This window comes from Citrobacter sp. RHBSTW-00944, from assembly GCF_013615435.1.
In the GTDB taxonomy this organism is placed as follows: Bacteria; Pseudomonadota; Gammaproteobacteria; order Enterobacterales; family Enterobacteriaceae; genus Citrobacter; species Citrobacter braakii.
In genome coordinates this window covers 3000180-3022648 of the sequence record NZ_CP055418.1, presented here as the reverse complement: position 1 = coordinate 3022648, position 22469 = coordinate 3000180, and the positions used below count along the sequence as shown (strand labels likewise).

The following is a 22469-nucleotide window of genomic DNA, read 5'->3' as shown; positions in this document are numbered from 1 at the left end:
ACTTAGCCCTATAGTCAGAGGGGATGTCAGGGCGAAATATTCTCACTTGCGGGGATAAAAGTGACCTGACGCAATATTTGTCTTTTGTTGCTTATTGATAATGTTGTCACAAAAAGTGAGGGTGACTGCATGGATAAACTACTTGAGCGTTTTTTACACTACGTGTCGCTGGACACCCAATCAAAATCGGGCGTGCGGCAGGTACCCAGCACCGAAGGACAGTGGAAGTTATTACAACTGCTCAAACAACAGCTCGAAGAGATGGGGCTGATTAACATTTCATTGAGCGAAAAGGGGACGCTGATGGCCACGTTGCCCGCTAACGTTGCTGGCAATATTCCCGCGATCGGCTTTATTTCCCATGTGGATACCTCACCGGATTTCAGCGGTAAAAACGTTAATCCGCAAATCGTTGAAAACTATCGCGGCGGCGATATTGCGTTAGGCATTGGTGATGAAGTTCTGTCGCCGGTGATGTTCCCGGTGCTGCATCAACTTCTGGGTCAGACGCTGATCACCACAGACGGTAAAACGCTGCTGGGCGCGGATGATAAAGCAGGCGTGGCGGAAATCATGACCGCGCTGGCGGTGCTCATCCAAAAAGATATTCCGCACGGTGATATCCGCGTGGCCTTTACGCCGGACGAAGAGGTTGGTAAAGGGGCGAAGCATTTTGACGTTGCGGCATTTGATGCGCAGTGGGCCTATACCGTTGACGGCGGTGGCGTGGGAGAGCTGGAATTTGAAAACTTCAACGCCGCGTCGGTTAATATCAAAATTGTCGGCAACAATGTCCATCCCGGTACCGCAAAAGGGGTGATGGTGAATGCGCTGTCGCTGGCTGCTCGTATTCATGCTGAGGTTCCGGCAGACGAAAGCCCGGAAACGACGGAAGGCTACGAAGGCTTTTATCATCTGGCGAGCATGAAAGGGACGGTCGATCGGGCGGATATGCACTACATCATCCGTGATTTTGACCGCAAGCAGTTTGAAGCGCGCAAACGCAAGATCATGGAGATCGCCAAAAAGGTCGGCAAAGGGTTACACCCGGATTGCTATATCGAACTGGTGATTGAAGACAGCTACTACAATATGCGCGAAAAAGTGATTGAGCATCCGCATGTGCTGGATATCGCCCAGAAGGCGATGCGCGATTGCGATATTGAGCCGGTGCTGAAACCTATTCGTGGCGGCACCGACGGCGCGCAGCTGTCGTTTATGGGGTTACCGTGTCCGAATCTGTTTACCGGAGGCTACAACTATCATGGTAAACATGAGTTTGTAACTCTGGAAGGAATGGAAAAAGCGGTGCGGGTGATTGTACGTATTGCGGAGTTAACCGCAAAGCAGCAGTAAATTTATCGATAGATGCCGGATAGCGCTTCGCTTATCCGGCCTACAGTATTTCACTCCAGAAGGCCTGATAGGGCGCGCTAGCGTCGCATCAGGCACCGTTCGTATTATCCTTCGAAGAACCAGTATCCGCTGTTTACCAGTGCGGCAAGCATGGCAAGGAAAGACGGATCTTCCAGCGCATCCTCAAAGTTCTCGGCCGTCAGAACAATATGGCTGGCAAGCGCTTCCAGGGCAGGGCGATGCGGTGAATCAATTTTCTCACCGTTGGCGTAGACGTCATCGCCGATGCGCAATACGCGCAATCCGCCCAGACGCACTAACACATCCCCTTGCTTCAGGGCATCGTAAATTTCGTCTGGCTGATACGGCGGCTCCGGTGGAGCAATATCCAGCTCATGACGAGACTGAGAAATAAACTCGCCAAACCACTGCTGGAAATGTTCCGGCTGATTAATCAGTCCAAGCATCATTTCACGCAGCTTGTCCATTTCCTGCGGCAGAACGTCAGCCGGATGATCGCGCGGCGGCAGGTCAGGATCGCTGTAATACGTGCTGCCCAGCTCACGTTGCAAAACGTAATCGGCGAAGCCGCTGATCAGTTCGCGAGTATTTGGCGCGCGGAAACCGACCGAATAGTTCATGGCGTTTTCCAGCGCATAGCCTTCGTGCGGGAATCCTGGTGGAATGTACAGGATATCGCCGGGTTCCAGCTCTTCATCGATGATGGCTTCAAACGGGGCGACCTGCAGCAGGTCCGGGTGAGGGCAGTGCTGCTTCAACTGCAGTTTTTCGCCCACGCGCCAGCGACGTCGCCCGGTTCCCTGAATAATAAACACATCGTACTGATCAAGATGTGGGCCAACGCCGCCACCGGGTACGGAGAAGGAGATCATCAGATCGTCAATCCGCCAGTCCGGCAGTTCGCGAAACGGACGCATCAGCGCGGCGGTGGGTTCATGCCAGTGATTGACCGCCTGTACCAGCAGCGACCAGTTGTTCTCGCCGAGATGATCATAGCTTTCGAACGGACCGTGGCTAACCTGCCATTTACCGTCCTGGTGGCTGACGAGTCGGCTGTCGACTTCGCTTTCCATTGCCAGTCCAGCCAGTTCGTCAGGAGAGAGTGGATCAATAAAGTTGTTAAACCCACGTTTCAAGACCACCGGGCGTTTCTGCCAGTGGCGTTCAAGAAAATCGGGCCAGTTAAGTGTGAGTTGGTATTCCATAATGAGCATCCCGCAGGCTGGTATCTGCAACCGATTATAACGGATACTTAACCGCAAGCGGGAAATCAGTACATATTTATTACATGCGGCGATTACTCGTCTATCTGCCCCGGCTGCTGGCGGCCAAAAATAACTTCCATGCGCGCGCCACCCAGCAGGCTATCGCCTGCAATAATCTGCCCGTCATACTGTTCGGTGATTTCTCGCGCCACCGCCAGTCCAACGCCTTGCCCTGGTCGTAGCGTATCGACACGCTGTCCACGGTCAAACACCACTTCCCGTTTGCTTTGCGGAATACCAGGACCATCATCTTCAACCAGAATGTGTAGCTGATCCTCGGACAGATGCGCTGAAATCTCGACAAACTCCAGACAATATTTACATGCGTTATCCAGCACGTTGCCCATCACTTCGACAAAATCGTTCTGTTCGCCCACAAAACTGATTTCGGGTGAGATATCGAGATTTATGTTGACGCCTTTACGCTGATACACCTTATTTAGCGCCGAGGTGAGTTTATCCAGCAACGGCGCGACCGGATGCAGTTCGCGGCTAAGCAGCACGCTGCTACCACGCATGCTGGCGCGATGCAGGTAATAGCCAATCTGCTGGGAAATACGGCTGATTTGTTCCAGCATGATGGGTTCCGCGTCGCTTACGTTCATTTTTTCATTACGCATCGAGCGGAGCGTACTCTGTAATACCGCCAGCGGTGTTTTCAGGCTGTGGGTGAGGTCTGTTAACGTCGTACGGTATTTGTCGTAGCGCTCGCGTTCGCTTTTTAAAAGTCGATTAAGATTGCGGACCAGGCTGGTCAGTTCGCGCGTGGTGGCGGGGTTTAGCATCTCTCGATGATGTTCCTCAAGCTCACGGACTTCACGCGCCAGCGATTCGATAGGCCGCAGACTCCACCAGGCGGCTACCCATAACAGCGGAATGACCAGCAACAGATTGGCGACCAGCACATAAATAAACCAACTCCAGACCATATACGAGCGCTTTAGCTCAATAGGAATGGTATCGACAACCACTATGGTCAACTGTGGCATTCTGGCAGTGGCGGGGTAGACGTTCACGGCGACCGAGTGGGTCATTTCGGCATCGTCATCATCTTCTCTGACTTCTTTTAGCTGCTGCTGAGCGGAATGATCTTCGCCCAGTAAGGTGCTGGTGGCATCTACATTGGCTTCAATCTCATGAAAACCGTTCGCTTTTAGCCATTCCGGTTGGATACTGTGCGTCAGCCAGGGAACATTGCGCTGCGCCCACAACAACTCACCGTCTTCGTTATAGATCAGCGACATTGTTGGGCTTTGCATATCAAGATTCTCAGGCAGCTCGACGTTTATCTTACCGTTCTCCCATTTTGCCAGTGTATAGAACAGGTTACTTTCGCCCCGCAGCAGGCGGAACGTTGTTTTATCAAAGCTGACGCTGTAGCCCACCAGGGCAACCATGCCGTAGGCCAGCGAAAGCACCAATACCACGCCTGCGGTTGCCAGTAAAAAGCGCAACCGCAGTGATAACGGGAAAAAATGACGCAATAATTTATTCATTAGCGCAGTTCAAAAAGATATCCCTGGCCACGCACGGTGGTGATGACATCATTCGGGTATTGCGCCTGTATTTTTTTACGCAGACGCCCCATCAGAACATCAATGGTGTGGCTTTCACGTAGCTCGGCATCCGGGTAAAGCTGTAACATGAGCGAATCTTTACTGACCACTTTGCCGTTATTACGGATAAGTGTTTCCATAATGGTGTATTCGAACGCCGTGAGCTTGATAACTTCATCATTGACGGATAACTCGCGCCGAGAGAGGTCCACCTGGAAAGGAGGAAGAGAGATAATCTGCGATGCCAGACCGCTGTTGCGACGCATAAGTGCCTGCATGCGCGCAGCCACCTCTTCGATATGAAACGGTTTGGTGACGTAATCGTCGGCTCCGGCGCTGAGTACTTCCACCTTGTCCTGCCAGCCTTCACGCGCGGTTAACACCAGAATCGGCAACGAAACCTCATTGCTGCGCCAACGGCGGATCAATGACAAACCGTCTTCATCGGGGAGTCCTAAATCAACGATCGCGATATCCGGCAGATGTTCATTCAGATAATAGTCCGCTTCCTTCGCATCTTCTGCATCATCCACCTGATGCCCTAAATCCTGTAACTGAACCTTGAGGTGGTGGCGTAATAAAGCATTATCCTCGACAACCAGTACGCGCATCATCGTTTCTCCCTAAAATAACGGTATAAATAGTTTAACGCTGATTATGTGGATTGAAAGCAGCGCTATGAAATTAAATAACTTTTCTCATGCTCCCCTGCCCGTGGGGGCGTCCTGGGGGCAGTGCTGTTGGCATCTGATTGTTCAGCATGTTGACCTGATCCTGGTTCATGTCGCCAATCCACTTGGAGTAAACCTCGTACACCATGCGCGCATCTTCATGTCCCATCTGACTCGCTATGAATGACGGGTTCGCTCCGGCCATCAACGTCCAGCATGCGTAGGTATGCCGTGACTGATAAGGATTCCTTTCGCGGATATTGGCAAGTTTAGTGCCTCGCTTCCAGCCATAGGCAATCGAGTTCTTGGAGAAGTAACTGCCTTTCTTGGACGAATATGCTGTCGGTGAAAAAACGAAACGAAGAGATTGCTGCTCAGTTTTTCCGATCTCCCGATGGTGAAATCGAATTTCTTGCTTCGGATTAGCGCCGGTGATTTCGTATTGTTCCTTCAGTGCATCCAGAGCGGGTCTAAGCAACGTTATCGTCCTTATTCCGGCATCTGTCTTAGGAGGTACAAATACTCGCTTATTCGTCAAACTTCTGGATACGTGGATTTCACCTTTTACCAAATCAATATCTTCCCATGCCAGGGCGCATATCTCGCCCGGCCTCATCCCCGTATGTACGGCAACAATGATGATTAATGCCTGGCTACGGGGAAGGGCGGTTATCAGTGCCTGGTACTCATGAAGTAAAAGTGGGTCGGGATCATTTTTAGATAACTTGAGTCGCGACACTCCTTCATAAGGAGTATGCAATATAAACTGGCTTCGGTTCGCGAGCTTAAGCATTTCTGATAAAACTGCCATCTGTTTATTGACTGTTGAGGGCGCGCGGCCCTGCCTGGCCAGATTCGGCATTGCCGGGTTAATAATTGTCCCGGTCAATAACTCCTTTCGGTAATGCAAAATGTCGGCATGCTCAATATCTACCAGACGGGTATTTTCTCCGATTACACGCAGTAACGTATTTACGACCGAAGTAAGCGATAGCAGTGTTGCACCTGATACCTCTAAGGCTTTGGTGTCTGTAAAAAAAACACTCAGTTCTTTAAACGTGGTGATTTTTTTGGTTGTGATGAACTTCTTAAGCGCCTTGGATTCCGGGAAACGTTCCGCATAGTCGAACTTACCGAGCTGTATTTCACTTGTTATGAGCGCGCGAAGATTTCCAGCTTTTTTGATGTTGCTGCTGTTCACCGTCCAGCCCCGAAGGACTTCGCGGCAACGTTTGCCGCGATAGGTAAATGTGATCCGTATTTTTCCGTTATGCAGCTCAACGCCGGTTGGAAAGTCCATCATGCTTCCTGTACTAATTGGTTAATCTTTGGATAGTTGTACCAAAGCAGACCTTTAGAATTGTCAGTTTCCCCGAGAGCTGTCAGATGTTTGAAATGCACGCCTTCGATCCACAAATTCAACCGATAACTTTTAATTTGTCTTTCAGACAAGCCGGTCTTTTCTGTTAGTCGCGCTTCAACCATCCACTCTTCGCTGAAAATGAGTTGCGACATACATAACTCCGATGCCGCCAGCCACAACAGTACATGCTGCAGCTGGCTGTAAGTGAAAACCTAAAATCAGTTTTTTGTCAGGCGCTGCCAGATTGCAGATACGTATTTGACCTGATGCCGGGCGTCAGAAAGCGCATTGTGCATGTCGCCTTCAAACGGGATGTCGAAGCGCGGGTTGATACCGACAGATTTACCCAGTTCAACCATGGTCCTTACGTCCCTGTCATTCCAGAACGGAACAGCGAAGGGAGTTTCTGTTAATGCATACGCGCGGCGGAGAATGACGTTATCAAACGAGCATCCATTGCCCCATAGCTGAACGGTGTGACTACCGTTAGCAGCATTTTCAGCAATAAAGTCAGCCAGTAGTTCAAGGACTTCACGCAGCCCCATAGCTTCATCAACAAGAATGGCAGAGCGGGCTTCAGATGATTGTTTCAACCACCACTGAATCGTCGACGCATCCGGTTTCATCCCAAACGACATCGATGATTCAAGACTGACAACCTGATAAAACTCGGCACCAGTGTTACCAGTTGAAGGCTCGAAAAATACAGCGCCGATAGAGACTATTGGGGCATCAGGACCGCTGCCCATAGTTTCCAAATCAACCATCAGGTGAGTATAAAAAGCGTTCAGGTGATCCGTATCGATATGGTGAACGGGTTCATTATTCAGGGAAGCTGGATGCTCACCAGTTGCATCAGCGCTTTTAACTGGCAAAACTGCTGCTTCGCCCTGAGGCACTTCAGGATTAGCTTTGATTTTGTTGTTGTCAGTTTTTTCCATCTGAACATCGCTGGTGGTTTCCTCGGTATTGGCTTGATGTAATTTTTCATCGACGGCGCGCTGGCGTACCTGGTCTACGACAGAAAGCGCGGCCGCCGACTGGTTACCCATCAGACCATCGATGGAGAACACGCCGTTGCCCATGTTGGCGATTTCTGGTTGTTCGGCTAATGCCTTCTGTTCAGCTGTGACATTCTCGTTTATCTCGTTTTCCCAGCTTTTTTCTGGTACATGACCGGCTGCCGCCAGGGTTTCTTCAGTTGGGTGCTGGTGGTCGGTTTCAGTCAGGCTCTTATTGATGTAACGGCTCAGCAGCTCCGGGAAATGGTGAGTGTTTTCTTCTGCACTGCGAATAAGCGCGAAAATAGCGGCACGGGAATAATCCAGGATGCCAGCGCGTTTGCGCAGGGCGGCGGACCACTCTTTGAACGGGCTTTCGTTTTTAGCAATGATCTCTTTTGCACGACGGAAAACGCCACCAGGGATATCGTAGATGTTGAAATCCATTGGAAGTGTGGCCAGCGCAATATCAATGTCCAGAGTGTCCAGCGTGTGGACAAGTTCCGGGTTGCGATCGGTCTTATTGCCACCACCAGCGTTGGTTCCGGAGTCAGTGCGCTGAATCTCCGACACACGATTGCCTTTACACCACTCTTTAATCAGCAGCCCACGGTCAATGTGCTCAGTATTGAACCAGGCCTTAAAGAACTGGATAACGGTGACCAGATCAACTCGCTTTCCATCAACCGGAAAAACGGTTTTCAGCGCGCTGACAACTTTCCAGATATCGATCTCTGGTGCTTTCCTGAATGGTTCTACATTCTCGGCGGCAAGCAGCAGGTTTTGCACATAGCTGTTATCCACATCCAGCTCGAGTTCCTGAATGGTTTTCTTCTGCTCAGTATCAATATGGTAAGCATATTCTTCAGAAATAAACTGAGCTAAAAGGCGCTGGCGTAGAGGGAGGGTCGCAACGGTAATGAGTTCTGGCGTTACAGGTGGAACGGTGGGCTCATCACCCACAATTCGTGCTTTCTTATCGTTAACCCACTCCTGCACGGTTTGAGTCCGTGCTTTCGGTTCCGCAATCCATTCGGTAATAAATTCCTCAAATGAAGCGATGGCATAGACCTGCTCACGGGCGAAGACTTCTTTTATTGCGTTTGCCAGGTTCCACTCAACATGAGCAGAAAGCTCTTTCACTGCTGGAACATTCGCAACGGCCAGTAACAGGTTTTGTACATAGAGATCATTTTCGTCCAGTTCCATTTGTCCGATCTGGATGTGCTGCGCTTCGCTGATTTCCTTCTCTTCAGTGTCATTGACCAGGTGCGCAATCAGTCGCTGAGACAGGCGCAGGCGAGATATGGGGCGGAGCAACGCGGGTGCATCGCTGGTGGGTACATTGGCACTGGTGGTTTCAGGTTTTTGCTGGCAGGAAGTCTCCTGATTTTCATTATCAGGCTTCTGTTTCAGTTGCCACGTTTGTTGGTCTTCTGCCAGTTCGTAGCGATCGCACCATGTGTCATCAAGTGTGCTTTCCTCAGGAAGATCGTTAACAACAAACCAGTTGGTGCGGACAGGTAATTGATAGTCGGCGCCACGACCGACGGCAATACCGTTGTCTTCGAGAATATTGAGGATTTCGCGTTCTGCACGGGAATCTGATTTCGCAGAGAACCAGCAAAACAGGTTTTTTGCCTCAGTTGCTTTTGCTTTGGCTTTAATAAGATACGCATACGTTAACATTGCGTTCGGGCTCCATAGGATTGTAAGATACCCGGCAGCTGATGATCGCCGCCTAAGGTAGTGGTTATTGGTCAAAACTCGTTCCGGAAAGCTTTGGTCGGCTGACCGGGTACTTAACCCGCCTTGCGCGGGTTTTGTGCTTTATGGGGTAGGGGATTTTCCCTGCGCCAGCTGTGCGACGGGGACCCACTCCAGAGCATTCAGCACGGGCTCAAATGAATCAGGCGTGTGAGTAACGGCGCGAACGACGTCAGCCACGCTGGGGTTTGCTTTGCTAAGGTGGTACCCGCCACCAGCACCACGCTGGCTGGTGACGATTTCACTGCTGCGCAGCTTCGAGAAAATCTGCTCGAGGTAAGACACAGACAGCTTTGATTCTTTACTGATAGATGCGATGGAAACCGGACTGCCGTTGTAAATCCTGTTGAGGATGGCAACGACCTGAACAGAAGCCACCACGCGTTTCATTCCAAACTCCATCATGCATCCTTTGCCGGTTCGCGACCGTATCCCGGGTTATCGTTTAAGGCGTCATTCAGAACCTGCATTGCCTCATTATGTGGGAGAGTCAGAGCAAGTTTGATCGCCGTTCCAAGAGCTTCAGCCGCACATTCAAACTTACGAGCGAGCCTGGCTGTTTCATCAACTTGTTCACCCATCGCTTCCATTTCAAAGTTGTGCTCAGTCCAGATTTCATCCATCACATCACTTTCAACTTCTTCACGTAATGCTTCTTTTACTTCCAGAACAGGCAAAACCCCGATTAATGCCTCGGCTGGTGCGCTGCTGAAGCGCAATGCCAGATCGTTAGCTGACATAAAAACCTCCGGAAAAAAGCCCGCCACGGGACGGGCAAAGAACACTTTTCCAATTTAACCAGAACAGGTCTTCGTCTCCTGTTTGGTTACGATGGTGGTATTACCATCACAATGCCCTGTGCACCGGGCATGAGGCTGGCAACAGCCATTGGTCAAACTCGTTATGAACGAACAGCAGTCTGTTGGTCGGCAGACGGGTCGCCCTTCTGGGCAAGCGTGTAGCAAATCAGTCGAATGATTACTTCAATGCGATTTAGATGTACGGCCTGACACCGCACTGGTTTACGTGCGAAATCGATCATGGATTTATCCTCTTGTGTTGCCCTTGTCGCCAGGCTGGCGGAACGTTGAACCTGCTGCGTGTTAATGCCTGTCATCTCATCCGGTGATTCGTATGCCGCCGGCAGCTACTTCGTGGGCATCCTGCCTTGATGACGTTTTGCAAACTGTGTTTAAAAGTCAACACGACATGTGTTTAAAGCTGTATGGATGAAAACGATATGGGAAAAGGGAAGGGGATAGGCATAAAAAAACCAGCCAAATAGGCTGGTTAGGTAGCTTAAAATTGTTGCTTAGTCGTCTGTTGGCTTGAATCGTCCTCGAAGGTACTTCTCGACATATTCATCAATTTCTTTCAGTCGCAATTGAAAGGTATCGATCATTTTGTCTTGTTCAGACTCCGGTAACTGGTCAAAAAGGGTGATTAACTTACGGTGTTTAGGCGTTAACCATGATTCGGCGTGATCATCACCAAACATTAGCTCTGCCGGACTAATACCGAGAGCTTTCGATATTGTTATAGCGTCGTCAACGCCAACATTGCGGCGACCTGCTTCATAGTTCCCAATGCGCGACTGAGCCCACCCACATAACTCTGCGAGTTTAGATTGCGACATATTTTTCTGTTCGCGTAACTGCTTCAGTCTGGCGGCAATTGCAGTGTTTATATTCATTACTGATTTTTACCACGTTACGTGTTATCGCTCAAAGAACGTTTCGTCTTGACTATCTAACACATTATGTGTTTAATTCAGCTAAACACTATATGTGAGGACAAGATGAACAACATCGCCAAAGAACGGCAAGCGCTCGGTTTAACTCAAGAGCAATTAGCCAAATTATTCGGGTGGCGTCAGTCAAGACTCTCAAATTATGAGAACGGGACACGCCAGCCTGGACTACCGGAATGCAGATTAATTGTGGAGAAGCTTAACGAGTTAGGGCGCGCCTGCTCTCTTGATAGTGTATTTCCGCCACAAAGTGAGGTCTGAAAGATGCAATCAGTAGCTTATACCCATAATAAAACACGGTTAGCCGCTCCGGTGAAATCGCAAAATCATTTTAAACCCCAGCGCCGTGACAGCATTCAGCACCGCGTCATATTGGCAGCCGTTCGTGAATGGGAATCGACATTACCAGGACAGGCACAGGAACGGATCGCTCAGCTGGTGGCTGAAGAGTGGGCCAAGGCAGATGGCCGCGGAATTGCTGTTAATAAGCAGAATTTATTCCGATATCTGAAAAACGAAGGGGGGTCAGAAAAGTATACGGCTTACGTTATGCAGCTGTCAGGCTCAATCATTGCTGCTATGCCAGTTCAGATTGCCAGGAAGCACGGGCTAAGTAATGCGAGCACAGAAGCGGAGTTGGTGGCAAGCGCTATCAAAGAATGCAGTGAGGCACATCAGGCGAAATTAATCGGCGCTCCGTTACAGAAACTGGAGAAGGAAATTCGTGAAGCAGCCATCGCTTTGTTCAACATGTTACCAGCTGATGCGGCGGGACCACTACTGGCGAGTATAAGCGCCGTAGCGCCGCAATTGTTTTAATCGAGTTTTGACCAATGACCATTATTACTGCAACTCGCGGGGTGAAGTATGCCTAATCCTTTGGCTAAGGCCATGCCTAAGAGTAAGGCTAATAACGAGCCTTACCGTAAGGTGAAGATCACCATGTGGGATGACCCGAAGTTTCGAGCCTTATCACCACTCCCGCCAAGTGGGCAGAGTCTGTTTATTTACCTGCTTACAGGTCCATTCACGGGGATCATCCCCGGCCTGTATAAGGCGGGGAGGGCTGCTATGGCTGAAGAATTAAACTGGGATGTCGAAGCCTTCGACTTAGCCTTAGGCGAAGCCATAGCGTTAGGTATGGTGGAAGCCGACCTTAAAGCCAGAGTTTTTTGGTTGCCTAATGCGGTCAAACATAACCCGCCAGCATCAGTGAACGTGATCAAATCATGGGCGAGATCGTTTGAATTACTGCCTGAATGTTCACTGAAAGATAAAGCATATGAAGCTCTCAAAGCCGCATGTTACGGGGTTTCTGACGCTATGGGGATGGCTTTTGATAAGGCTTTCGCCTTGCCTAAGGATAAGGCTAAGTCTTTGGCTAAACCTTTGCCATCAGGTATCCAGAAAGCAGTTAGCAGTAAACAGATCTTAAACCCCTCTCTTAACGCGTGCGCGATGAAAAATTCGAATGGGGAGAACCTGCCGCCCCCGGCCATGCCCCGATACCTGGACGGGGTTGATGAGCCGATCGGGAAATTCAGCATGGCAGATAGCTGGCTCCCATCCAGAGATTTCCGACAGCGTGCCGCATCGTGGGGGATCTCCCTCCCTGAACCAGATTACCTTCTGACTGAACTCGCAGAATTCATTGCGTACTGGGAGTCGGAAGGGAAAGTTTTTACGCAAATCCAGTGGGAACAAAAATTTGCCCGACATGTAGCCCGGGTGAGAATGCAGGTAAAACCAGAAACCGGAGGTAACAGTCATGTGGGAGCAGGAGCAAAACCAACAGCATCCCGGGCAGTTCAGCAAATTCAGTCAGCCCACGCAGAGTGGCGCCGCAGGAATGGACTTGATGGCGACGGAAACAGCCTGGCGTCTGTGGCAGGTCATGGGGGAGGTGTATTCGAACCGATGGACCCAGAAGAACGGGGCAGAACCTTCGCCTATCTGGATAGCCCAGATAGGTTCGATGACTGAACAGCAAATTCGGCTGGTTTGTCAGCAGTGCATGGAGCGCTGCGCAATGGGAAATACATGGCCGCCAGACCTGGCTGAGTTTGTTTCTCTGGTTTCAGAGAGTGGAGCGAATCCATTCGGACTGACATCGGAGCAGGTTATGACGGAATACCGGCGCTGGCGCAATGAGTCATATCGGTATTCAGGTAGCGATAAATATCCATGGCCTCAGCCCGTGCTGTATCACATCTGCATCGAAATGCGCAGAACGGGCGTAGAACGACAAATGACAGAGGGGGAGCTGAAACGACTGGCAGAAAAGTTACTCACGAAGTGGTCGAAGCATGTTGGCAATGGACTAAGTGTCCCACCAATTCGACGTCAACTGGAAGCGCCGCGCCATCCGGCAGGACCAACGCCAGCACAATTACTGATAGATGAATACAGGCGTCGAAAAGCGGCAGGATTAACAAATTGAATAATGAACAATCAGTAAATCTGATATTAAAACCACATAGCCATCATATTCGAATTTTCGAATGTGATGCTTGACGACACTCAACTATTGCAGGAAACTACGGAGATAATTCAGGAGACTAAAATGGCTGAACTAACTTCTCTACAACTCTTCAAAAACCTTTCCGATGAAACTCGGCTGGGCATCGTGTTGCTGCTTAGAGAAATGGGAGAGCTATGCGTGTGCGATCTCTGTACGGCGCTGGATCAGTCGCAGCCCAAGATCTCCCGTCATCTGGCAATGCTCCGGGAAAGTGGACTATTGCTGGATCGCAAGCAGGGCAAGTGGGTTCACTACCGCTTATCTCCGCATATTCCTTCATGGGCTGCTCAGGTAATTGAGCAGGCTTGGTTAAGCCAACAGGACGACGTACAGGCCATCGCCCGTAAGCTGGCATCAGCAAACTGCTCTGGTAGCGGTAAGGCTGTTTGCATCTAAAAAATTTGCCTGAACATATATGATTTTCCGAATGTGAGGTATTCAGAATGAAGACGTTAACGGTGTTTGACCCGGCAATGTGCTGCAGTACCGGCGTATGTGGCTCAGATGTCGATCAGGTTCTGGTTGATTTCTCTGCTGATGTGCAGTGGCTGAAAGGACGTGGCGTAAAGGTTGAACGTTACAACCTGGCGCAGCAGCCCATGAGCTTTGTTCATAATGAGAAAGCGAAAGTATTCCTCGAAGCATCTGGAGCAGAAGGGCTTCCACTACTGCTGTTGGACGGTGAAACGGTGATGGCTGGGCGATACCCAAAACGCGCTGAGCTGGCTCGCTGGTTCGGTATTCCGCTGGAGAAGGTAGGGTTAGCTCCCACCAGCTGCTGTGGTGGTAATACTTCCTGTTGCTGAATATGTCAGGAGGACATATGAAATTCTTAGAGAATATCCCGTCTTACCTGTTTTTTACTGGCAAGGGAGGCGTAGGAAAAACGTCCATTTCCTGCGCGACGGCTATCCGCCTTGCCGAACAAGGTAAGCGGGTTTTGCTGGTCAGTACAGATCCAGCCTCCAATGTCGGCCAGGTATTCGACCAGGCTATCGGTAACACCATTTGCTCTGTGACAGCAGTTCCTGGACTTTCCGCTCTGGAGATTGACCCTCAGGAAGCCGCCCAACAATACCGCTCCAGAATCGTTGATCCTATCAAAGGTCTTCTGCCTGAAGACGTTGTTAACAGTATCAGCGAGCAGCTTTCAGGAGCCTGTACGACTGAGATTGCGGCGTTCGATGAGTTCACCGGCTTATTGACAGACGCTTCCCTGCTGACCCGCTTCGATCACATCATTTTTGATACAGCGCCGACGGGCCACACGATTCGCCTTCTCCAGCTACCCGGTGCCTGGAGTAGTTTCATTGAAAGTAATCCAGATGGTGCTTCCTGTCTTGGCCCAATGGCTGGGCTGGAAAAGCAGCGTGAGCAATATGCTCATGCAGTAGAGGCGTTATCCGATCCTGAACGTACCCGCCTGGTTCTGGTTGCACGACTGCAAAAATCTACGCTGCAGGAAGTAGCCCGCACCCATGAAGAACTGGCCGCAATTGACCTGAAAAACCAGTACCTGGTTATTAATGGTGTGCTGCCTAAAGCCGAAGCTGAACATGACACGCTGGCGGCTGCGATATGGCAACGGGAGCAGGAAGCACTGGCAAATCTTCCTGCTGGTTTATCTGAGCTACCGAGAGATACCTTATTACTACAGCCAGTAAATATGGTTGGTGTGTCTGCGTTGAAGGGGCTGCTGGATACCCGTTCTGATGCATTACCGCTCCTGGTGACAAACGTCCTGTACACGCCTGAAAACTTATCGCTCTCTGGCCTGGTCGATGATATCGCCCGCAGTGAACATGGCCTGATTATGTTGATGGGCAAAGGTGGCGTAGGGAAAACCACGATGGCTGCTGCCATCGCCGTAAGGCTGGCAGACATGGGATATGACGTGCATCTCACCACCTCTGATCCCGCTGCGCACCTGAGTACAACGCTGAACGGCAGCCTCAAAAACCTGCAGGTCAGCCGCATCAACCCTCACGATGAAACCGAACGCTATCGCCAGCATGTTCTTGAGACGAAGGGAAGAGATCTGGACGAAGCAGGGAAACGGCTATTGGAAGAAGATTTACGTTCTCCCTGTACTGAAGAAATTGCCGTGTTCCAGGCTTTTTCCCGAGTGATTCGTGAAGCAGGTAAGCGGTTTGTTGTCATGGATACAGCTCCCACTGGGCACACGCTGTTGTTGCTGGATGCTACCGGGGCTTACCACCGAGAGATTGCCAAAAAAATGGGGGATAAAGGTCATTTTACTACCCCAATGATGCAGCTTCAGGACCCGGAACGAACCAAAGTTCTGCTGGTTACGCTTCCTGAAACCACACCGGTACTGGAAGCGGCAAGCCTACAGGCTGACCTTGAAAGAGCGGGGATTCATCCATGGGGCTGGATTATCAATAACAGCCTTTCCATCGCGGATACGCGTTCTCCGTTGCTTTGCCAGCGCGCTCAGCAGGAACAGCCTCAGATTGAGGCTGTTAAGAATCAGCACGCTGACCGTATAGCGCTCGTTCCGGTACTGGCTTCTGAGCCAACAGGTATTGAAAAACTCAAAGAGTTGGCGAGTTAATTTTTTGTTTATACAGGGCGGCAGATCCGCCCTGTCAGGAGGGTCTATGTTACTGGCAGGCGCTATTTTTGTCCTGACCATTGTCTTGGTTATCTGGCAACCGAAAGGATTAGGGATCGGCTGGAGTGCAATGCTGGGCGCGGGCCTGGCTTTGATTTCTGGCGTTGTGGATATAGGCGATATTCCGGTGGTGTGGAATATCGTCTGGAACGCGACAGCGACCTTTATTGCGGTGATTATCATCAGCCTGCTGCTCGATGAATCAGGCTTTTTCGAATGGGCGGCATTGCATGTTTCACGCTGGGGTAACGGTCGTGGCCGTTTGCTCTTTTCCTATATCGTCCTGCTCGGCGCAGCGGTGGCGGCACTGTTTGCCAACGATGGTGCGGCACTTATTTTGACACCAATCGTTATTGCTATGCTGCTGGCATTAGGATTCAGCAAAGGTACCACGCTGGCATTCGTCATGGCAGCCGGGTTTATTGCCGATACTGCCAGCCTGCCGCTTATCGTGTCGAACCTGGTGAATATTGTTTCGGCGGACTTCTTTGGTCTGGGATTCACCGAATATGCATCGGTGATGGTACCGGTCGATATCGCCGCCATTATTGCCACACTAATTATGCTGCATCTGTTTTTCCGCAAGGACATCCCGCCAACTTACGATCTGGCCCTCCTAAAGAAACCAGCAGAAGCAATAAAAGATCCGGCTACATTCCGCACTGGTTGGATAGTTCTGATTCTCCTGCTTGTTGGTTTCTTCGTCCTCGAGCCGCTCGGTATTCCCGTTAGTGCGATTGCAGCGGTTGGGGCGATAATTCTGTTTGCAGTGGCGAAACGAGGCCATGCCATTAACACTGGTAAAGTGCTACATGGTGCACCCTGGCAGATCGTCATCTTCTCATTGGGGATGTACCTGGTGGTTTACGGTCTGCGCAACGCAGGGCTAACCGAATATCTTTCAGGTGTTCTGAACGTGCTGGCTGATAAAGGACTCTGGGCCGCGACGCTGGGTACTGGCTTCCTGACGGCTTTCCTGTCTTCCATCATGAACAACATGCCTACCGTGCTGGTTGGCGCTCTTTCTATTGATGGCAGTACCGCAACCGGCGTCATCAAAGAGGCGATGATTTATGCCAACGTGATTGGCTGCGATCTGGGGCCGAAAATCACACCTATTGGTAGCCTAGCAACGCTGCTCTGGCTACATGTACTTTCACAGAAGAATATGACCATCACGTGGGGATACTATTTCCGCACCGGGATTATCATGACTCTGCCTGTGCTGTTTGTAACGCTGGCAGCGCTGGCGCTACGTCTCTCTTTCACTTTGTAATGAGATACTGATATGAGCAACATCACCATTTATCACAATCCAGCCTGCGGCACGTCGCGTAACACGCTTGAGATGATCCGCAACAGCGGTAATGAGCCGACCGTGATTCTTTACCTCGAAACTCCACCTTCACGTGATGAGCTGGTCAAACTCATTGCCGATATGGGTATTTCCGTCCGGGCTTTGCTGCGTAAGAACGTCGAGCCGTATGAGGAACTTGGTCTTGCAGAAGATAAATTTACTGACGATCAATTAATAGATTTTATGTTGCAACATCCGATCCTGATTAACCGTCCGATTGTGGTGACTCCACTAGGTACTAAACTATGTCGTCCTTCCGAGGTGGTTCTGGATATCCTTCCAGATGCTCAGAAAGCAGCTTTCGCCAAGGAAGACGGTGAAAAAGTCGTTGATGATTCAGGTAAAAGACTGAAATAGCCTACAAAAGAGCCGCCTATAATTGGGTGGCTCCTTTATCAAATGAAAACAATGGAATGCTTCAATTTAATTCTTTAGGCTGTTGATGCAACATTCTTCGCGTAGAAAATCAATAATCGACTCTAACTTGTCATATTGAGAAACGCAGATTAAGGAGCGGCTTTCGCGATTTTGTTTAACCAGTCCTACAGAAACTAGAGCGGAGATATGATGGCTCAGTGTTGAAGCAGGAATCGCAAGTTGTTTTTGTAGATCGCCTACAGGTAAACCTTGCTCACCGGCTTTAACAAGGTGTTTGAATATAAACAAACGTGTCGGATGGCCTAGCTCTTTCATAGCTTTGGCGACTTCTTCTAGCTGCATGGTGCCTTCCTCAATTCAGTAATATTTCGATAATACCAGAAATATGTTGCTCTTACACATACAATTCGAATATTCTAGAAATATAGTTTATTGGAGGTTTTATGAATAGCTTGATTTCTATGTTTACTAGCGCAGCAGAGATGTTCCTGTTTCTGGCTGTCGAGTTATCAGTCCTTTTTTTTCTGATAAGTGCAGGTGTTAGCCTTATCAGACAAAAGATACCCGACCATAAGATTCAAAAAATGTTAGGTGAATCGCCACGGATAATCTAGACACTTCCGAGCCGTTGATAATACTGTTTTTCATATTCTGTCGGTGACATCTGTTCGCTAGAACCATGCCGACGCTTACTGTTATAAAACATTTCGATGTAATCAAAAATATCACTGCGGGCTTCTTCTCGCGTTCCGTAGATCTTTTTCTTTATCCGTTCACGTTTCAACAACTGGAAAAAACTTTCTGCAACCGCATTATCATGGCAGTTACCGCGACGGCTCATGCTACCCTCCAGGCCGTGTGATTTCAGGAACGACTGCCACTCATGGCTTGTGTACTGACTGCCCTGATCCGAATGAACCAGCACCTGTTTTTCGGGATTACGCCGCCATACAGCCATCAGCAGTGCGTTCAGGACAATGTCCTTTGTCATCCGGGATTGCATGGACCAGCCGATAATTTTGCGTGAGAACAGATCAACAACAACGGCAAGATACAGCCAGCCTTCGTGGGTCCTGATGTAGGTTATGTCCGTTACCCAACGCTCATCAGGAGCATCCGGATTGAACTGTCGCTGGAGCCTGTTGGGTGACACGATACTGGCCTCGCCTTTACGTGCCCGCGGGCTTCGGTATCCGACCTGAGCCTTTATTCCGACACGTTTCATCAGTCTCCAGACTCTGTTTACTCCGCACTGTTGCCCGCTGTCACGCAGATCCAGATGGATTTTGCGATAACCATAGACGCATCCCGATTCCAGCCAGAACTGTTTAATCTGTCCTGTCAGTCTCAGGTCTGCCTGATGGCGTTGTGAATGCGGCTGCTGAAGCCAGGCGTAAAAACCACTGGGATGAACATCCAGCACCCGACAGAGCAGGCGAACAGGCCAGCAACAGGAGTTGTCACGGATAAAGGCGTACCTCAGTCGGACAGCTTTGCGAAGTACGCCGCAGCTTTCCTGAGAAACTCCCGGTTCACACGCATAACTCGGGATCTTGCTGGAGAGAGTAACCCAGTGATTTTGCCCTTCGTTTAAGCCCGTCGAGTACGCGATTACGGTAGCGCTCTTCATAATAATCCGCGCCAGGATCGACATATTTCTGACCGTATTTAAGGGCATTGTAGAACAGTATTGCCAGTTTTCTTGCCGTTGCAGTGACTGCTTTTGCTTTCCCGATACGGGATGATAATCGACGATAAAAAGCACCCAGCGCTGTATCGCTCCGGCCAATTGTTGTGGCTGCCAGTCTTAGTGCAGCAGCAATTCGACTGGATGAACGCCGTGTTTTCGAGGACAGTACTTTTCCACCGGAGATCTTATTCCCCGGGGACAAACACAGCCACGAGGTAAAATGGCTCGCATCCGGCCAGCGATTCATGTCAGTACCGCATTCGGCAACGAATTTTAGTGCCAGATAAGGTCCGAACCCATGTATCTGTGTCAGGTCTGCTCCGGTAATTTTCCAGAGTAATGGCCTGACATCAAAGGAAAGCTGATTGGGCTGTTTTGTACGATGTCTGGCGGAGGGCAATACTCCTTCAGGCTCTTCAGTTCCGGTGCTGAGCTGCAATAATGAAGTTTCGATTTGATCATCACACTCACGGATTTTTTCCTGGTAAAAATCGAAAAATGCCACCGACTGTTCAAGTGCAAAAAGATGTTCAGGCTGCCAGTTCCCTGTCAGTGCCTGTTGAAGAACCTCTGGCGTCTTTTTACATCTGACATCACGATACTGGATCAATACTGAAGGATCGCGCTCACCACTGACAATAGCTCTGACGATTGAAAGACCGGTAACGCCAGTAATATCCGATACGGCATGATGCAATTGAACATTCATCTGCATCAACGCCTTCTGCATATGTTGGATATGAGCAGCCCGGTATTCAGTCAGGCGTTCCCGTTGTCTCAAATAAGACCTGAGTACGGAAATGTCGTGTTCAGGTCTGAAACTGGCCCGAAGAAGGCCAAATGAATGCAGCTTCTGCAGCCACTGTGCGTCATTGACATCAGTCTTGCGACCGGGAACATTTTTTGCGTCTCTGGCATTAACAAGGATCACATTGAAACCCGCAGCCTCAAGGATCTCAAAAGCAGGCAACCAGTAAACGCCAGTGGACTCCATGGCAATGGTCGTAATGTGACAGGTTTTGAGCCAGTCGGACATCCGATGAAGGTCGCCAGTGAAACTTTGAAAAGTTCTGACCGGCTCGGCGTCAGCATCCGGTGGAACGGCGACTACGTGGAATTCAGCGCCAATATCAACGCCCGCAGCATGAGGATGGATAACAGACATTCGGGAGGATTTTTTCATGGAAATCTCCTTGCTCATTTTTCGATGAACGAAGGAGGGGACGACGGAGAAATCACCTTCCTGAACGGGATCAAAGTCACCACTGCCGGATCCGCCACAGTCCCTGAACCATGTTTTTTTACGGGGTCATACCACCAAAAGGCCGACGGCTGCTTCCTTCGCTAAATTAGCCTGCCAACTTTTCCGGGGAGTTTCTGAGACTCAGGACGGGGTTTCACCCATGGACAGTTTTTTAATATTTCATTTTCCATTTCAATACGTTGTAGCTTTTTCCTGAGCTCACGGATTTCAATTTGTTCCGGGGTAATGGGAGAGGCTTTTGGTGTTTTTCCCTGCCGCTCATCACGTAATTGTTTCACCCATCGCGTCATTGTGGAAAGGCCGACATCCATAGCGCTGGCTGCATCTGCCACGGTGTAATTCTGGTCAACGACCAGTTGAGCGGATTCGCGTTTAAACTCTGCGCTGAAATTTCTTTTTTTCATTATGGCACCTGTGTTGTTCTGAGGTGAGCATATCACCTCTGTTCAGGTGGCCAAATTCAGTAAACCACTTCAGTAAAACGATTGCTGAGCATGCAACCGATCCCTTCCTGATGGGATACCGCATTTCACTGTATGAGCATTACGAAGATGGGTTGCGCATTGATGAGTCGCTTCAGCTGGTTGACCGCCTGGTCGATGAGGGTATTGATTATCTTCATGTATCACTCGGTAATGCACTTGAAGCCAGACCAGTTGATGCACCGAATGGCTCCAAAGTCATCGAAATCGTGCGCGATCACCTTGCTGGACGTATACCTCTGATTGTTGCCGGGCAGTTGCGAACGCCAGAGCAGGCCGAGGATGCTGTAAAAGCAGGGGTATCTTTGACGGCAGTAGGTCAGGGTATGGTGATGAACCCAGACTGGGTTAAATTCGTTGATGGCAAAGCTGAAGGAAAAATTGCTCTCAGTATTGCTGCATCAGACGTAGAGCAACTTGCTATACCCCAGAAACTCTGGCGTGTAATTGAGGAAACGACTGGCTGGTTTAACATCCGTTAAATACGGCCTGGCCGTAATATGACAATTAGAATCAACTTGCCTTCATAACCTGGAAAGTTCTTACATGGCCGGATTTCGGGATTAACTGGGTGACGGCCATGTAAATTTTATCTTATTCCTTTAAATCCTCTTCACACTAAAGGAACATTATTTCAGGCATAACATCCGCTTTTCGCTCATAGCGGACTTCAGCGGCAGTAAAAGCTTTATCATCGAGGTTTGCCAATAGTGGTAGCGCGTTGAATGTGCCGGCGAAAAACTTGGATTCTTGGCGAAAACTCTTCCCCAAAACTAAAATCAAAGTTTAGATAATCAATGAGTTGTAAAAGGTAGCCACTGGCTGTTTTTGAAAGTAGAAAGCATGATAATTTCAATTATATCAAATGGTAGCTATGAATTTGGCAATGTAATGCTGCGTCACATTGGTTGAGCTAACTGGGGCCCCTGATTTTTCACATTTCCAACGGCACGCGTCACCGCGTGTCGTATAAATTTATCAGCCGGTACGGCACCATCGGCCCGATGAATAAAGCAAGGCTGTTTCTTGTCGTCTTCCTTTTTCCATTCTTACCAGCCATCAGCTAAGCAAATTACACGGCCATGCTGCCAGAGTGGTTTAAACATTCTGCTGATGGTTGCAGTTTCAGAACGTGCATAAATTAGCGGCAGCTTAGACCACCATCGATTGTTAATTTTTGGGGGCAAATTTGGGGGCAAAAATCAGTTCGGGGCATGATTTGGGGCGATGAAATGACTCACATTGCCCGAAATTGTCCAAGGCGATTTTTCATTAACTGATTGATTTTATGGTAATTGACTGTAATTGCTAAATTTACAAAATCAATTTTATAGTCTAACGCTGATTATGTGGCTGTGGGGATAAACATTTAATAAACCGCGGGAAGGGAAG

At 49.6% G+C, this 22469-nt stretch carries 23 protein-coding genes and 4 pseudogenes; 12 read left to right on the top strand and 15 right to left on the bottom strand.

Features of this window, described 5'->3' with window-relative positions:
• Positions 1–129 precede the first annotated feature (129 nt).
• Positions 130–1356 carry a peptidase T gene (pepT, locus tag HV334_RS14600; protein WP_047415361.1) on the top strand — a complete coding sequence of 409 codons (1227 nt, stop codon included), beginning with the start codon at positions 130–132 and terminating at the stop codon, positions 1354–1356.
• A 104-nt stretch (positions 1357–1460) separates the two neighbouring features.
• Here pepT and roxA read toward each other — a convergent pair whose 3' ends face one another.
• The 10 genes from roxA to HV334_RS14550 all read right to left on the bottom strand — a co-directional run bounded on the left by roxA (position 1461) and on the right by HV334_RS14550 (position 10693).
• Entirely contained in the window at positions 1461–2582 is a 1122-nt protein-coding gene (gene roxA, locus HV334_RS14595; protein ID WP_016152697.1) for a [50S ribosomal protein L16]-arginine 3-hydroxylase, read from the bottom strand.
• A 92-nt stretch (positions 2583–2674) separates the two neighbouring features.
• Positions 2675–4138, bottom strand: coding sequence for a two-component system sensor histidine kinase PhoQ (gene phoQ / locus HV334_RS14590; protein ID WP_016152698.1), 1464 nt, complete (start codon positions 4136–4138; stop codon positions 2675–2677).
• On the bottom strand, positions 4138–4809 hold the full coding sequence (gene phoP, locus HV334_RS14585; RefSeq protein WP_046274776.1) for a two-component system response regulator PhoP: 672 nt from the start codon (positions 4807–4809) through the stop codon (positions 4138–4140). Before phoP ends, phoQ begins: the two co-directional genes overlap by 1 nt.
• 73 nt (positions 4810–4882) lie before the next feature.
• Positions 4883–6169: a site-specific integrase gene (locus tag HV334_RS14580; protein WP_080858659.1), complete on the bottom strand. Its 1287-nt coding sequence runs from the start codon at positions 6167–6169 to the stop codon at positions 4883–4885.
• Positions 6169–6384 (bottom strand): excisionase family protein, encoded by a 216-nt coding sequence (gene xisR / locus HV334_RS14575; protein ID WP_003832298.1) that lies wholly within the window; start codon positions 6382–6384, stop codon positions 6169–6171. Before xisR ends, HV334_RS14580 begins: the two co-directional genes overlap by 1 nt.
• Positions 6385–6450: 66 nt before the next feature.
• A complete protein-coding gene (locus tag HV334_RS14570) occupies positions 6451–8922 on the bottom strand; it encodes an exonuclease (protein WP_181220543.1) in 2472 nt (823 codons plus the stop codon).
• A 141-nt stretch (positions 8923–9063) separates the two neighbouring features.
• Complete coding sequence (locus HV334_RS14565; RefSeq protein ID WP_032944383.1) at positions 9064–9390, bottom strand: Rrf2 family transcriptional regulator; 327 nt, start codon at positions 9388–9390, stop codon at positions 9064–9066.
• 11 nt (positions 9391–9401) lie between these two features.
• Entirely contained in the window at positions 9402–9740 is a 339-nt protein-coding gene (locus HV334_RS14560) for a hypothetical protein (RefSeq protein ID WP_135912188.1), read from the bottom strand.
• Positions 9741–9901: 161 nt separating this feature from the next.
• Entirely contained in the window at positions 9902–10117 is a 216-nt protein-coding gene (locus HV334_RS14555) for a hypothetical protein (protein WP_048235613.1), read from the bottom strand.
• A gap of 195 nt (positions 10118–10312) precedes the next feature.
• Entirely contained in the window at positions 10313–10693 is a 381-nt protein-coding gene (locus HV334_RS14550; RefSeq protein WP_049270562.1) for a helix-turn-helix domain-containing protein, read from the bottom strand.
• Between the two features lie 105 nt (positions 10694–10798).
• Between HV334_RS14550 and HV334_RS14545 the strand changes: the two genes are divergently transcribed.
• The 9 genes from HV334_RS14545 to arsC all read left to right on the top strand — a co-directional run bounded on the left by HV334_RS14545 (position 10799) and on the right by arsC (position 17620).
• The gene (locus tag HV334_RS14545; RefSeq protein WP_088583174.1) at positions 10799–11011 is read left to right on the top strand and encodes a helix-turn-helix transcriptional regulator; all 213 of its coding nucleotides are present in this window, start codon (positions 10799–10801) and stop codon (positions 11009–11011) included.
• A gap of 3 nt (positions 11012–11014) precedes the next feature.
• The gene (locus HV334_RS14540) at positions 11015–11569 is read left to right on the top strand and encodes a toxin YdaT family protein (protein ID WP_049270566.1); all 555 of its coding nucleotides are present in this window, start codon (positions 11015–11017) and stop codon (positions 11567–11569) included.
• Positions 11570–11821: 252 nt separating this feature from the next.
• The gene (locus HV334_RS14535; RefSeq protein WP_181220542.1) at positions 11822–12733 is read left to right on the top strand and encodes a DnaT-like ssDNA-binding domain-containing protein; all 912 of its coding nucleotides are present in this window, start codon (positions 11822–11824) and stop codon (positions 12731–12733) included.
• Complete coding sequence (locus HV334_RS14530; RefSeq protein ID WP_146111737.1) at positions 12645–13190, top strand: replication protein P; 546 nt, start codon at positions 12645–12647, stop codon at positions 13188–13190. The genes HV334_RS14535 and HV334_RS14530 overlap by 89 nt, the downstream gene beginning before the upstream one ends.
• 123 nt (positions 13191–13313) lie before the next feature.
• A complete protein-coding gene (arsR, locus tag HV334_RS14525) occupies positions 13314–13667 on the top strand; it encodes an As(III)-sensing metalloregulatory transcriptional repressor ArsR (protein WP_044700602.1) in 354 nt (117 codons plus the stop codon).
• 47 nt (positions 13668–13714) lie between these two features.
• A complete protein-coding gene (arsD, locus tag HV334_RS14520; RefSeq protein ID WP_088583136.1) occupies positions 13715–14077 on the top strand; it encodes an arsenite efflux transporter metallochaperone ArsD in 363 nt (120 codons plus the stop codon).
• A 17-nt stretch (positions 14078–14094) separates the two neighbouring features.
• Entirely contained in the window at positions 14095–15846 is a 1752-nt protein-coding gene (gene arsA, locus HV334_RS14515) for an arsenite efflux transporter ATPase subunit ArsA (protein WP_088583137.1), read from the top strand.
• A 46-nt stretch (positions 15847–15892) separates the two neighbouring features.
• Positions 15893–17182 carry an arsenite efflux transporter membrane subunit ArsB gene (arsB, locus tag HV334_RS14510; protein ID WP_088583138.1) on the top strand — a complete coding sequence of 430 codons (1290 nt, stop codon included), beginning with the start codon at positions 15893–15895 and terminating at the stop codon, positions 17180–17182.
• Positions 17183–17194: 12 nt separating this feature from the next.
• On the top strand, positions 17195–17620 hold the full coding sequence (gene arsC / locus HV334_RS14505; protein ID WP_088583139.1) for a glutaredoxin-dependent arsenate reductase: 426 nt from the start codon (positions 17195–17197) through the stop codon (positions 17618–17620).
• A 66-nt stretch (positions 17621–17686) separates the two neighbouring features.
• Here the strand turns inward: arsC and HV334_RS14500 are convergent, their stop codons facing one another.
• The gene (locus HV334_RS14500; protein WP_065554936.1) at positions 17687–17983 is read right to left on the bottom strand and encodes a metalloregulator ArsR/SmtB family transcription factor; all 297 of its coding nucleotides are present in this window, start codon (positions 17981–17983) and stop codon (positions 17687–17689) included.
• A gap of 101 nt (positions 17984–18084) precedes the next feature.
• Here HV334_RS14500 and HV334_RS25315 point away from each other — a divergent pair.
• Positions 18085–18234 (top strand): annotated as a pseudogene (locus HV334_RS25315) (permease); the annotation flags it as partial.
• A 17-nt stretch (positions 18235–18251) separates the two neighbouring features.
• Here the strand turns inward: HV334_RS25315 and HV334_RS14490 are convergent.
• The 3 genes and pseudogenes from HV334_RS14490 to HV334_RS14480 all read right to left on the bottom strand — a co-directional run.
• Positions 18252–19145, bottom strand: a pseudogene (locus HV334_RS14490) (IS3 family transposase); the annotation flags it as partial.
• 28 nt (positions 19146–19173) lie between these two features.
• The gene (locus HV334_RS14485; protein ID WP_008786676.1) at positions 19174–20514 is read right to left on the bottom strand and encodes an IS110 family transposase; all 1341 of its coding nucleotides are present in this window, start codon (positions 20512–20514) and stop codon (positions 19174–19176) included.
• Positions 20515–20744: 230 nt separating this feature from the next.
• Positions 20745–20999, bottom strand: a pseudogene (locus HV334_RS14480) (IS3 family transposase); the annotation flags it as partial.
• A 23-nt stretch (positions 21000–21022) separates the two neighbouring features.
• Here HV334_RS14480 and HV334_RS14475 point away from each other — a divergent pair.
• Positions 21023–21559 (top strand): HisA/HisF-related TIM barrel protein, encoded by a 537-nt coding sequence (locus tag HV334_RS14475; protein WP_249415022.1) that lies wholly within the window; start codon positions 21023–21025, stop codon positions 21557–21559.
• Between the two features lie 417 nt (positions 21560–21976).
• On the opposite strand, the pseudogene HV334_RS14470 reads toward HV334_RS14475, so the two are convergent.
• Positions 21977–22240 (bottom strand): annotated as a pseudogene (locus HV334_RS14470) (SOS response-associated peptidase family protein); the annotation flags it as partial.
• Positions 22241–22469 lie beyond the last annotated feature (229 nt).

Excerpts from the sequence above, each read along its gene's own strand:
- pepT (WP_047415361.1), top strand. The coding sequence starts at position 130 with ATGGATAAACTACTTGAGCGTTTTTTACACTACGTGTCGCTGGACACC.
- roxA (WP_016152697.1), bottom strand. The coding sequence starts at position 2,582 with ATGGAATACCAACTCACACTTAACTGGCCCGATTTTCTTGAACGCCAC.
- phoQ (WP_016152698.1), bottom strand. The coding sequence starts at position 4,138 with ATGAATAAATTATTGCGTCATTTTTTCCCGTTATCACTGCGGTTGCGC.
- phoP (WP_046274776.1), bottom strand. The coding sequence starts at position 4,809 with ATGCGCGTACTGGTTGTCGAGGATAATGCTTTATTACGCCACCACCTC.
- HV334_RS14580 (WP_080858659.1), bottom strand. The coding sequence starts at position 6,169 with ATGGACTTTCCAACCGGCGTTGAGCTGCATAACGGAAAAATACGGATC.
- xisR (WP_003832298.1), bottom strand. The coding sequence starts at position 6,384 with ATGTCGCAACTCATTTTCAGCGAAGAGTGGATGGTTGAAGCGCGACTA.
- HV334_RS14570 (WP_181220543.1), bottom strand. The coding sequence starts at position 8,922 with ATGTTAACGTATGCGTATCTTATTAAAGCCAAAGCAAAAGCAACTGAG.
- HV334_RS14565 (WP_032944383.1), bottom strand. The coding sequence starts at position 9,390 with ATGAAACGCGTGGTGGCTTCTGTTCAGGTCGTTGCCATCCTCAACAGG.
- HV334_RS14560 (WP_135912188.1), bottom strand. The coding sequence starts at position 9,740 with ATGTCAGCTAACGATCTGGCATTGCGCTTCAGCAGCGCACCAGCCGAG.
- HV334_RS14555 (WP_048235613.1), bottom strand. The coding sequence starts at position 10,117 with ATGACAGGCATTAACACGCAGCAGGTTCAACGTTCCGCCAGCCTGGCG.
- HV334_RS14550 (WP_049270562.1), bottom strand. The coding sequence starts at position 10,693 with ATGAATATAAACACTGCAATTGCCGCCAGACTGAAGCAGTTACGCGAA.
- HV334_RS14545 (WP_088583174.1), top strand. The coding sequence starts at position 10,799 with ATGAACAACATCGCCAAAGAACGGCAAGCGCTCGGTTTAACTCAAGAG.
- HV334_RS14540 (WP_049270566.1), top strand. The coding sequence starts at position 11,015 with ATGCAATCAGTAGCTTATACCCATAATAAAACACGGTTAGCCGCTCCG.
- HV334_RS14535 (WP_181220542.1), top strand. The coding sequence starts at position 11,822 with ATGGCTGAAGAATTAAACTGGGATGTCGAAGCCTTCGACTTAGCCTTA.
- HV334_RS14530 (WP_146111737.1), top strand. The coding sequence starts at position 12,645 with ATGGGGGAGGTGTATTCGAACCGATGGACCCAGAAGAACGGGGCAGAA.
- arsR (WP_044700602.1), top strand. The coding sequence starts at position 13,314 with ATGGCTGAACTAACTTCTCTACAACTCTTCAAAAACCTTTCCGATGAA.
- arsD (WP_088583136.1), top strand. The coding sequence starts at position 13,715 with ATGAAGACGTTAACGGTGTTTGACCCGGCAATGTGCTGCAGTACCGGC.
- arsA (WP_088583137.1), top strand. The coding sequence starts at position 14,095 with ATGAAATTCTTAGAGAATATCCCGTCTTACCTGTTTTTTACTGGCAAG.
- arsB (WP_088583138.1), top strand. The coding sequence starts at position 15,893 with ATGTTACTGGCAGGCGCTATTTTTGTCCTGACCATTGTCTTGGTTATC.
- arsC (WP_088583139.1), top strand. The coding sequence starts at position 17,195 with ATGAGCAACATCACCATTTATCACAATCCAGCCTGCGGCACGTCGCGT.
- HV334_RS14500 (WP_065554936.1), bottom strand. The coding sequence starts at position 17,983 with ATGCAGCTAGAAGAAGTCGCCAAAGCTATGAAAGAGCTAGGCCATCCG.
- HV334_RS14485 (WP_008786676.1), bottom strand. The coding sequence starts at position 20,514 with ATGAAAAAATCCTCCCGAATGTCTGTTATCCATCCTCATGCTGCGGGC.